This is a genomic window from Arsenicicoccus dermatophilus, assembly GCF_046267915.1.
Taxonomy (GTDB): Bacteria; Actinomycetota; Actinomycetes; order Actinomycetales; family Dermatophilaceae; genus Arsenicicoccus; species Arsenicicoccus dermatophilus_A.
In genome coordinates this window covers 3,301,088-3,311,136 of sequence record NZ_CP176520.1, presented here as the reverse complement: position 1 = coordinate 3,311,136, position 10,049 = coordinate 3,301,088, and the positions used below count along the sequence as shown (strand labels likewise).

Below are 10,049 nucleotides of genomic sequence, written 5' to 3'. Positions count from 1 at the left end.
CCGGGTGATCCACATGGTTCTCCACAGGGTGTGGACAACCAGGATAGACAGGGGTGCCCCGGGCCACGGAAGCCACCACGCTAACAACGCCCGGGTCGGTGCACCAAAGGCGTGCGGGTGGTTCTGGGCTGAGCCCGCCGGGTCGGTGGCCGCGCCGCGCCGCCCTCCTGGGCCGTCCTGGTCAGCGGGTTTGACCCCCTGGTCTGCGCTGACGTATTTTGGAGGGCCGTCGGCCGTGCCGACGAGTTCTGCATGCCACCGCCTCCTGCACCACGCGGGCGGGGTGCAGGACGCACCCGCCCGACCAGCCGCCGCAGGACGCCATGCGCCCCGCCCAGCGACCCGACACCGTCAACGGAGTTCTCCCGTGAGCAAGCGCACCTTCCAGCCGAACAACCGTCGTCGCGCCAAGACGCACGGCTTCCGTCTCCGCATGCGCACCCGCGCCGGCCGCGCCATCCTGGCCGCCCGTCGTCGCAAGGGCCGCTCCGAGCTCTCCGCCTGAGACGCCCTGGTGCTGTCTGCGCAGCACCGCCTGCGGGACGGCGCGGACTTCACGGCCACGGTGCGCGGCACCACCTCCGTCCGCGCCGGCAGCCCGCTGCTCGTGGTGCACACCAACATGACCGACACGCGGTCGGCTCGGCCGCCGCGGGTCGGTCTTGTTGTGTCCAAGGCCGTGGGCGGCGCCGTCCAGCGCAACCGCACCAAGCGCCGGCTGCGGCACGCGGCCCGTGCCCGGGTCGCCGCTCTTCCGCCTGGCACGGACGTCGTGGTCCGGGCCAACCCGGCCGCCGCCGAGGCAGGGTATGCCGTCCTCGACGCCGAGCTCGGCCGGCTCCTGGGGCGTTGCCTCGCCAAGGCCGGCGCACCTGGGCGGGGTCGGGCGCCGGCCGGGGACGGGGTCCTCGGATGACCGGTGAGCAGCCGTGGTGGCAGGGGTGGCGCTCCCATCCCGTGCGCGCGCTCGCCCTGGGTCTGATCCGTTTCTACCAGCTGTGGATCTCCCCGCTCACCCCGCCGAGCTGTCGGTTCTATCCCACCTGCTCCACCTACGCGCTGACGGCCGTGGTCCGGTTCGGCCCGATCCGCGGGTCCTGGCTCGCCGCTCGGCGGCTGGGGCGGTGTCATCCCTGGAACCCCGGGGGCGTCGACCACGTTCCCGAGGCGGACGAGCACGGCCGTCCGCGTCGCACGCCGTAGGCCCCGTCGCGGCGTCATACTGACAACGCCCCGCCGCTCCACCCGGCGCCCGAGCGCCTGACCCTGAGGACGAGATGAGCTTCTCCAGCGTGCTGTACCCCATCGAGGTCGTCGTGGCCTGGATCATGTACGGGTTCCACCAGATGTTCTCCTCGACGGGCATGGACCCGGCCGGTGGTCTGACCTGGGGTCTGTCGATCGTCGGTCTCGTGGTGGTCATCCGCATCCTCATCACGCCGCTGTTCGTCAAGCAGCTGCACGCCTCGCGCAAGATGACGCTCATCCAGCCCGAGCTGCAGAAGATCCAGGCGAAGTACAAGGGCAAGACGGATCCGGAGTCCCGGCAGCGGATGACCGAGGAGACGATGGCGCTCTACAAGGACTCGGGCACCAATCCCTTCTCCTCGTGCATGCCGATCCTGCTCCAGATGCCGATCTTCTTCGCGCTGTTCAACGTGCTGAACGGCCTCGGTGGCATCGCCAGCGGCTCGCGCGGGGCTGTGGGTCCCATCACCGCGGCGGTGGCCCGGCAGGCCGAGCAGTCGATGGTGTGGGGCGTCCACCTGTCCGACAAGTTCACCACCAGCAGCGACGTGAACGCCAAGGTGATCACCATCGCGATGATCGTGCTGATGTCGATCACGCAGTTCATCTCCCAGCACCAGGCGATGACCAAGAACATGCCGGCGTCCGCCATGGACAACCCGATGTTCAAGCAGCAGAAGATCCTGCTCTACATCATGCCGGTGATCTTCGCGGTGTCCGGCGTCAACTTCCCCATCGGTGTCCTCATCTACTGGCTGGTGACCAACCTGTGGTCCATGGGCCAGCAGTTCTACACGATCGGGCGGATGCCGACGCCGGGCTCGCCCGCCTACGAGCGCCTCGAGGCCAAGCGCAAGGCGCAGGGCAAGGCCATGCCGGGCGCCGACAAGCTCCAGCGCAAGCAGCCGGTCGCCGCCACCGAGACCGTGGCGGGGCAGGTGGTCGAGGACGGCGGCCCCCGACCGAGCGGACAGCGTCAGCAGCCCCGGCGGACCAAGAAGCGCAAGGGAGGCGGCGGGGCGACCCGGGCCTGACCCCCGCCGGAACACACGTCCGGGCGGCGCCTCCGGGACGACCCTCGTCCTACCGCCGCCCCACGAGAGAAAGGGTTTTCCCGTGACCACGAGCACCCCCGAGCACACCCCTGAGCACACCCCCGAGGACGACGAGGCGACGGTGGCCCCCGACCCTGCCGTCGAGAGCCAAGCCGACGCCGCCGTGGGCGCCGGGGGCCGTGCGGCCCGCCTCCAGCTCCTGGAGCGTGAGGGTGAGGTGGCTGCCGACTTCCTGGAGACGCTGCTCGACATCGCGGACATGGACGGGGACATCGACGTGGACGTCGACGGCGACCGGGCGTCGGTCGCCATCGTCGACTCCGAGGAGGGGCGCGTCCCCCGCCGCCTGGTCGGGGACCGCGGCCGCGTCCTGGAGGCCCTGCAGGAGCTGACCCGCCTGGCGGTGCAGGCCGAGACGGGCGAGCGCAGCCGACTGATGCTGGACGTCGCCGGTCACCGGGCGGCCCGACGTGCCGAGCTGGTGGAGCTGGCCCGCGACGCCGTGCGGCGCGTCAAGGACACCGGCGAGGAGCAGGCCCTGGCCCCGATGTCGGCCTTCGAGCGCAAGGTCGTCCACGACGAGGTCCTCGCCGGCGGGCTCAGCTCGGAGTCCGAGGGCGCCGAGCCCCATCGGCACGTCGTGGTCCTGCCGGCCTGATGGCCGACCAGTCGTCCGGCGACGCCGTCCCCGAGGTGGGGACGGCGTCGCCGTCTGCGCCCCCCGAGGCGATCGAGGTGTATGGCGACCGACTGGGGCAGGCCGAGGCCTTCGTGAAGGCGCTCGGCTCCTCGGGGGTGGAGCACGGGCTGATCGGCCCGCGGGAGGTGCCACGGCTGTGGGAGCGGCACGTGCTCAACTGTGCGGTCGTCGCCGAGCTCGTGCCCGCGTCGGTGGAGGTGGTCGACGTCGGGTCCGGTGCCGGCCTGCCCGGCCTGGCGCTCGCCATCGCCCGTCCAGACCTGCGCCTCCACCTCGTCGAGGCCCGCCAGCGGGCCACCGACTGGTTGGGCGCGACCTGCAGTGCTCTCGGCCTGGACAACGTCACCGTGCACCACGCCCGGGCCCAGGACGTCGTGGGCCGGATCGAGACGCCCTTCGCGACGGCCCGCGCCGTGACGCGGCTCGGTCAGCTGACCCGGTGGTGCGCGCCGCTGCTCGCGCCTGCCGGGGTGATCCTGGCCCTCAAGGGGCGCAGCGTCCAGCAGGAGCTCACCGAGGAGGAGGTGGAGCTGGCGGCAGCAGGCGTGGTGGCGGTCGAGGTGGTGGCCTGCGGGCGCCTGCTGCCCGAGCCCACCACGGTGGCGCGGCTGCGCCTCGCGGACAGTCACCGGCCGGGGACGCCGATCGAGACGGTGTCGGCCCTGCGACGGGGTCGGGCCGGCAAGGGGCGGCGCCCACGCTGATCCCGGGCTGGGGGCCGCCGTGCCACGGTCCCGGTGCGATCGGGTGGGCAGGACGGTCGCGCCGTCTCGATCGGTGCACCTGGTCGTTTCACGTGAAACGCGCACCCCGGCAGGTCACCACCGGCCCTCGGAGGTGCCGGAGCGCGTGCCCTACGTCCCGCTTCGTGGTGATCTCGGCACTGCCCCGCGTGTGACCGACCACGCTCGAACGCAACGAGATAGGTTCACGTGGACGGTCACGGATGACCGAGACTGTGGAGGTTTCACGTGGAACGGCAGGCCGACGAGCCGACGCCATCGCGGGGCGCACGCGGCTCCAAGGGCGTCTGGTCCAGCTTCCGCCGACGACTGGAGTCGACGCTGGGGATGCGTCACGACGAACGTGACGGCGCCTTGTCCAGCGTGGCGCCGCATGCCCGCCCGGAGGTTCCCCCGCGCTCAGGGGCGCACAGGGCTGACGGTGCGGGTCGGTCGGGGGACGCCGCCCCCGGCATACCGCACCCGCAGCAGGCGCCCACCCCGGGGAGTCCGGACGCCGCCGCGCCGCGCCGCTCCCACGCGGCCGACCGGTCTGCCCGCGCGCCGCGGGGCAGCGGCGCTCCGGTCCCCTCTCCGACGGAGACGGAACGGGTGCGTGCGTTGCTGCAGGCCGAAGGAGCGAAGTCCGTCGGAGCGGCCTCCGAGACCTCGCAGGAGGCTACCCCTGAATCCCTCGCCCCCCGCCGTGCGGACGTCGCCGCCACGGACGCACCTGCGACGGGGCGCCTCGTCGGCGCTACGGTCAGGAGGGCACCCGCCCCCGAGGGCGTGCCCACCCCCTCCGAGATCGAGACCCGCCGCGTCCGCGCGTTGCTCGAGGCCGAGCAGGCGCGGCAGGCCCGATCGCGACGCCAGGACGTGGCCGCACCGCTGCCTGTGGTGGCCGGGAGCGGGACGCCGAGCGAGGTCACGCCCGGGGAGGTGCCCGCCGAGCCGGAGCGCGAGGAGGGCCACCCTGGCCGCGTGGCGTCCCCGACACACGTCGATCAGGGCGACGACGCGTGCACCGAGGCCCGCGAGAACGACACCGGCCGGGCCGACGGACCCCGGTCCGCACGCCAGGACGCTGCGGAGCCGCAGTTCGACGAGAGCACCCGGGTCCGGTTGAGCCCTGCGCCGGTCCCGACGGCCTCTCGCGTCGTGGGCCGTGGAGGACTGGTCGACTTCGTGGCTCCCGACACCATCACGCTCCCTGCGATCAAGGCCCCTTTGGCGAGCGGTCCGCAGATGCCCGATGATGATGACGACGATCTCGCGCCCGCGGCTCGGGATCTGGGTGACGGCATGGGCGACGGACTAGGAGCCCTGGCCCGCTCCTGGGACCGGGATCTGCCTCGTGAGGGGCAGGCCGTCGAGCTGCGGCCCCGGACCCACCGCCCGCGTGGGGCCGAAGCTGCCGCGGATGCGCCCGTCCGGAGCAAGTTCCTCGGCCACGCCGGGTCCGACATACGCAAGTCCCGCCTGGCCTCCGCCTGGCACGAGTCCAAGGAGCGTCCTGTGGCTGATGCCGCACTGTTCGGTGAAGGTGGCGGCGCCGCCCGGCTGGAGCTGGCGAAGGTCGCTCCCGTCGTGACGGCCGATGGGCCGGTTCCACGTGAAACCAAGCGCATCGACGTCGTCGCCGCGCTGACCGCGCAGAACCCGACGGAGCCCGACCCTGGTCGCGATCGTCCGCACCCCGTCCCGCAGCCGCCGAGCGGCGCGTCGACGGAGGAGGCTGCGGACACTCCGCCGCCTCGGCCGAGCGGCACCCGCGTGGTCACCGAGCCGCTCCCGCGGCCGGCCCGGACCCGGGTGATGACGGTCGCCAACCAGAAGGGTGGCGTCGGCAAGACGACGACGACGGTCAACATCGCCGCGGCGCTGGCGCTGGCCGGGCTCCGGGTGCTCGTGATCGACCTGGACCCCCAGGGCAACGCCTCGACGGCGCTCGGCATCCCGCACCACGCCGAGGTGCCCAGCGTCTACGACGTGCTCGTGGACGGACTGCCGATCGTGGACGCGGTGCAGCGGTGCCCGGACATCGAGGGCCTCTACTGCGCACCGGCCACCATCGACCTGGCCGGCGCCGAGATCGAGCTGGTCTCCCTCGTCGCCCGCGAGATGCGCCTCGAGCGCGCGCTGACGGCGTACCTGCGGACGATGGAGGACCGGGACGAGCGCATCGACTACGTGCTGGTCGACTGCCCGCCGAGCCTGGGGCTGCTGACGATCAACGCCTTCGTCGCCGCGGAAGAGGTCTTCATCCCGATCCAGTGCGAGTACTACGCGCTCGAGGGCCTGTCGCAGCTGCTGAAGAACATCGAGCTGATCAAGGCCCACCTCAACCCCTCGCTGCACGTGTCGACCATCCTGCTCACGATGTATGACGCGCGGACCCGGCTGTCCTCGCAGGTCGCCGAGGAGGTGCGGCGCCACTTCGGGAAGCAGGTCATCTCGGCCAGCGTGCCGAGGTCGGTCCGTATCTCCGAGGCGCCCAGCCACGGCCAGACCGTCCTGACGTACGACCCCACCAGCACCGGAGCCAAGTCCTACGCCGCCGCCGCGGTGGAGATCGCCCGGCAGCCCGCCGGGGACGGAGGGAAGCGATGAGTGACAAGCGACGTGGGCTCGGGCGTGGTCTGGGTGCGCTGATCCCGCAGACCGCGGCGGGGGACCGTCCTGTCGACGTGTTCTTCCGGGACGCGGAGACGCCCGGGGCCCCCACCACCGGTGCATCCGGCGGGCAGGAGCACCGGGAGCGCCCGGAGCGACGGGACCATGCGGAATGGCGGGCGGAGCACCTCGCCACGGCCACCGCCCTGGGGCTCGGCCGACGACCCGTGGACCTGGAGCCGCGTGCCGCGCCCGAGGCCGCAAGTCCCGGCGCGAAGGAGGCTGACACGCTGACCGCCGTCCCCGGCGCGACCTACGCCGAGCTGCCCGTCGGGTCGATCCAGCCCAACGCGCGGCAGCCACGCACCGTCTTCGACGACGACGACATGGCCGAGCTGGTCCACAGCGTCCGTGAGCTCGGTGTGCTCCAGCCGATCGTGGTACGTCCCCTGACGGGAGCGCCGTCGGACGCCCACGCCGAGGCGGAGTACGAGCTCATCATGGGTGAGCGCCGGTGGCGAGCCAGCCAGGAGGCGGGTCTGGCCACCGTGCCGGCGATCATCCGCCGCACCGACGACGACGAGATGCTGCGGCACGCCCTCCTGGAGAACCTCCACCGCTCCCAGCTCAACCCGCTCGAGGAGGCGGCGGCCTACCAGCAGCTGCTGGAGGACTTCGGCTGCACCCACGACGAGCTGGCCAGCAGGCTCGGCCGCTCGCGACCGCAGATCTCCAATACCGTCCGGCTGCTGCGTCTGCCGCCGCTCGTGCAGCGACGGGTCGCGGCGGGGGTCCTCAGCGCCGGTCATGCCCGAGCCCTGCTGGCGCTGGAGGACGCCGCCGCGATGGAGCGGCTCGCCCAGCGCATCGTCGCCGAGGGGTTGTCGGTGCGGTCCGTGGAGGAGATCGTCGCCCTCGGCGCTGCCGGCGCGCAGGACAAGCCCGCGCGCACCAGCCGACCCACCCCGACTCCGCCCGAGCTGGAGGAGGTCGCCAGCTCGTTGGCGGACCGGTTCGAGACCCGGGTGCAGGTGGCCATGGGCCGGCGCAAGGGCAAGCTGACGGTGGAGTTCGCGTCGATGGAGGACCTGCAGCGGATCCTCACCCTCATGGGCCGCGAGTGACCGTCCTCGTCTCCCGGGGAACCAGCACCCGGTCCGTCTTCTGTTCCCGGAAGACACGAGGTGCGTCTCGTGTCTCCCGGGAAACGTGAGGACGAGCCGGGCACCAGCGCCTGGCAGACGGAGCGTTCCACGTGAAACGACGAGCAGGAGGCCCCCCGGGTCACGATCGAGGGCCTCCTGCTCGTCCCGGCAGCCTCACGTGCCGTGCTGGGCGACGACTCGCTCGGCGATCTCGGCATAGACGTCGGCCGGGCGCAGGCCGGCCCCCGCGAGGGCGATCGGCACCTGGCTCGTCTCGGTGAGCCCCGGAGAGACGCTGCACTCCAGGAACCACGGCACCCCCGTCTCGTCGACGATCAGGTCCGTGCGGGACAGGTGCCGGTGGTCGAGCACCTCGTGCGCCATGACCGCTGCGTCGCGGGCCGCCTCCAGAGCGTCCGGAGCCAGCCGGGCCGGGGTGAAGTACTCCGTCTCGCCGGCGGTGTACATGTGGTCGTAGTCGAAGACGCCGCCGACCGGGCAGATCTCCACCGGTGCCAGCGCGCGCAGTCCGCCGTCCGCCTGCTCCAGCACGGTCACCGACACCTCGGTGCCCGTGACCACGTGCTCGACGAGCGCCAGGTCGTCGTAGGCATAGGCGTCCACCAGGGCGGCGCCCAGCTCCAGCGCGGTCGTGGCGATGTGGAAGCCGAGGGCGGACCCGCCTCGGGCCGGCTTGACCGCCAGCGGCAGGCCGAGGTCGGCAGTGATCCGCTCCAGCACGCTGCTCGCGCCGAGCTGGCGGAAGGTGCTGTGCGCCACCGCGACGTGCGCCGGGGTGGCCACCCCCGCCCGGGCGACGAGAGCCTTCGCGACCGGCTTGTCCCACGCCAGTCGGGCACCAGGCCCGCGGGGACCGACATACGGCACCCGCAGGTGGTCCAGCACGTCCCGCAAGGACCCGTTCTCTCCCGGGCTGCCGTGCAGGGTGGGCCACACCAGGTCTGGCCGCAGGGAGTCGACGAGGGGCAGCAGGCCGCGGTCCAGGTCGGCGTGGTGCACCTGGAAGCCTTTGCTGCGCAGCGCCTCGCCGAGGCGACGGCCCGAGCGGACCGACACCTCCCGCTCGTGCGAGAGCCCGCCGGACAGGACGAGGGCGGTGGTCATGACACCTCCGGTGAGGGCAGGAGGACCCGGGGGCCCTCAGGGCTGGTGCGGGCACAGGGACCGAAGGTCTCGACGAGCTCGAGCTCGCGCTCCACCACGGTCGCGAAGCGGCGAACGCCCTCGTGGATGCGCTCGGGGGTGGGGTAGGAGAAGTTGAGGCGGGCGTTGCGGCGGCCGGACCCGTCGGCGTAGAACCCGGTGCCCGGCGCGTAGGCCACGAGCTCCTTGACCGCCAGCGGCAGCATCGCCTTGGTGTCCAGGCCCTCGGGCAGCTCGATCCAGAAGAACAGCCCGCCACGCGGCAGGTGCCAGGTGGCCTGGGGAAGCAGAGCGGTCAGTGCCTGCGCCATCGCATCACGCCGCTCCCGGTAGACGTCGCGCAACCCGGCGGTCTGCGCCCGCCAGTCCAGCTCCGCGAGGTAGCGGGACGCCACCGCCTGCGTGAAGGCGCTGGGGCACAGGATGGCCGCCTCGTTGGCGAGCACCAGCTTCTCCTTGACCGCGTGCGGCGCGACCGCCCAGCCGACCCGCAGCCCGGCGGCGAAGATCTTGGAGAAGGTCCCGAGGTAGATCACCCCCTCCTCGCCCAGCGACCGCAGGGCGTCGTAGGTGCGACCCTCGAAACCCAGCAGGCCGTAAGGGTTGTCCTCCACGACCAGGACGCCGTGCCGACGACAGATCTCGAGCACACGCGGGCGTCGCTCGTCGCAGAGCGCGGTGCCGGCGGGGTTCTGGAAGGTGGGGACGGTGTAGAGGAACTTGATGCGCCGGCCCTGCCCTCGCAGGCGGGTGAGGTGCTCGTCCAGCGCCTCCGGGATCAGCCCGTCGCCGTCGCAGGGCACATGGACGACGTCTGCCTGGTATGCCGCGAAGACGCCGAGCGCCCCGACGTAGGAAGGAGACTCGGCGAGGACCAGGTCACCGGGGTCGAGCAGGACCCGGGACACCAGGTCCAGGGCCTGCTGCGACCCGGTCGTCATGACGATGTCGTCGGGGTGGACGTCCAGGCCCTCCAGCCGCATCACGTCCAGCAGCTGCTCGCGCAGCACCGGGTCCCCCTGACCGGAGGAGTACTGCAGCGCCGTCAGCCCCCGCTCGCGCAGCAGCCGGTCCACGGTGGCCCCCACCTCGGGCAGGGGGAGGGCGTCGATGCTCGGCATACCACCGGCGAGGGAGACCACCTCAGGTCGGGAGGCCACGGCGAACAGCGCCCGGATCTCGCTCACCCGCATGCCGGTGGTGCGTGCGGCGTAGGACTCCACCCAGGGGTCCAGCCGGGAGCCCACGGGGTGCTGGTCGGTCATGGTCGTGCTCCTCGCGCTCTGACCCGCTCGCGGCGGTCGGGTCTGCAGGACGGCTGCGGACACCCGCCCTCGCCGCTAGCCTGGGACTACCTGAGACGAGCAGTGTCCCACGCCGCCCGTCCCGGCGCGGAGCG

General features: G+C 72.5%; 10 protein-coding genes. 8 read left to right on the top strand and 2 right to left on the bottom strand.

Going from position 1 to position 10,049, the window contains the following annotated elements; translation table 11 throughout:
* Positions 1-367 precede the first annotated feature (367 nt).
* The 8 genes from rpmH to ACK2IS_RS15500 all read left to right on the top strand — a co-directional run bounded on the left by rpmH (position 368) and on the right by ACK2IS_RS15500 (position 7,465).
* A complete protein-coding gene (rpmH, locus tag ACK2IS_RS15535) occupies positions 368-505 on the top strand; it encodes a 50S ribosomal protein L34 (protein WP_013885212.1) in 138 nt (45 codons plus the stop codon).
* A gap of 9 nt (positions 506-514) precedes the next feature.
* On the top strand, positions 515-916 hold the full coding sequence (gene rnpA, locus ACK2IS_RS15530; RefSeq protein WP_409484190.1) for a ribonuclease P protein component: 402 nt from the start codon (positions 515-517) through the stop codon (positions 914-916).
* Positions 913-1,203, top strand: coding sequence for a membrane protein insertion efficiency factor YidD (gene yidD, locus ACK2IS_RS15525; protein ID WP_409484189.1), 291 nt, complete (start codon positions 913-915; stop codon positions 1,201-1,203). The genes rnpA and yidD overlap by 4 nt, the downstream gene beginning before the upstream one ends.
* Before the next feature lie 74 nt (positions 1,204-1,277).
* A complete protein-coding gene (yidC, locus tag ACK2IS_RS15520) occupies positions 1,278-2,282 on the top strand; it encodes a membrane protein insertase YidC (protein WP_409484188.1) in 1,005 nt (334 codons plus the stop codon).
* Positions 2,283-2,364: 82 nt separating this feature from the next.
* Positions 2,365-2,961: a protein jag gene (locus ACK2IS_RS15515; RefSeq protein WP_409484187.1), complete on the top strand. Its 597-nt coding sequence runs from the start codon at positions 2,365-2,367 to the stop codon at positions 2,959-2,961.
* Positions 2,961-3,707, top strand: coding sequence for a 16S rRNA (guanine(527)-N(7))-methyltransferase RsmG (gene rsmG / locus ACK2IS_RS15510; RefSeq protein ID WP_409484186.1), 747 nt, complete (start codon positions 2,961-2,963; stop codon positions 3,705-3,707). The genes ACK2IS_RS15515 and rsmG overlap by 1 nt, the downstream gene beginning before the upstream one ends.
* A gap of 807 nt (positions 3,708-4,514) precedes the next feature.
* On the top strand, positions 4,515-6,338 hold the full coding sequence (locus ACK2IS_RS15505) for an AAA family ATPase (protein WP_409484185.1): 1,824 nt from the start codon (positions 4,515-4,517) through the stop codon (positions 6,336-6,338).
* Positions 6,335-7,465 (top strand): ParB/RepB/Spo0J family partition protein, encoded by a 1,131-nt coding sequence (locus tag ACK2IS_RS15500; RefSeq protein WP_409484184.1) that lies wholly within the window; start codon positions 6,335-6,337, stop codon positions 7,463-7,465. The genes ACK2IS_RS15505 and ACK2IS_RS15500 overlap by 4 nt, the downstream gene beginning before the upstream one ends.
* A 195-nt stretch (positions 7,466-7,660) precedes the next feature.
* Here ACK2IS_RS15500 and ACK2IS_RS15495 read toward each other — a convergent pair whose 3' ends face one another.
* Entirely contained in the window at positions 7,661-8,611 is a 951-nt protein-coding gene (locus tag ACK2IS_RS15495; RefSeq protein WP_409484183.1) for a D-alanine--D-alanine ligase, read from the bottom strand.
* Positions 8,608-9,915, bottom strand: a complete 1,308-nt coding sequence (locus tag ACK2IS_RS15490; RefSeq protein ID WP_409484182.1) for a PLP-dependent aminotransferase family protein — start codon at positions 9,913-9,915, stop codon at positions 8,608-8,610. Before ACK2IS_RS15490 ends, ACK2IS_RS15495 begins: the two co-directional genes overlap by 4 nt.
* Positions 9,916-10,049 lie beyond the last annotated feature (134 nt).

Bases quoted from the DNA above. Each gene is read 5' to 3' on its own strand.
- yidD (WP_409484189.1), top strand. From the start codon at position 913: ATGACCGGTGAGCAGCCGTGGTGGCAGGGGTGGCGCTCCCATCCCGTG.
- yidC (WP_409484188.1), top strand. From the start codon at position 1,278: ATGAGCTTCTCCAGCGTGCTGTACCCCATCGAGGTCGTCGTGGCCTGG.
- rsmG (WP_409484186.1), top strand. From the start codon at position 2,961: ATGGCCGACCAGTCGTCCGGCGACGCCGTCCCCGAGGTGGGGACGGCG.
- ACK2IS_RS15500 (WP_409484184.1), top strand. From the start codon at position 6,335: ATGAGTGACAAGCGACGTGGGCTCGGGCGTGGTCTGGGTGCGCTGATC.
- ACK2IS_RS15495 (WP_409484183.1), bottom strand. From the start codon at position 8,611: ATGACCACCGCCCTCGTCCTGTCCGGCGGGCTCTCGCACGAGCGGGAG.
- ACK2IS_RS15490 (WP_409484182.1), bottom strand. From the start codon at position 9,915: ATGACCGACCAGCACCCCGTGGGCTCCCGGCTGGACCCCTGGGTGGAG.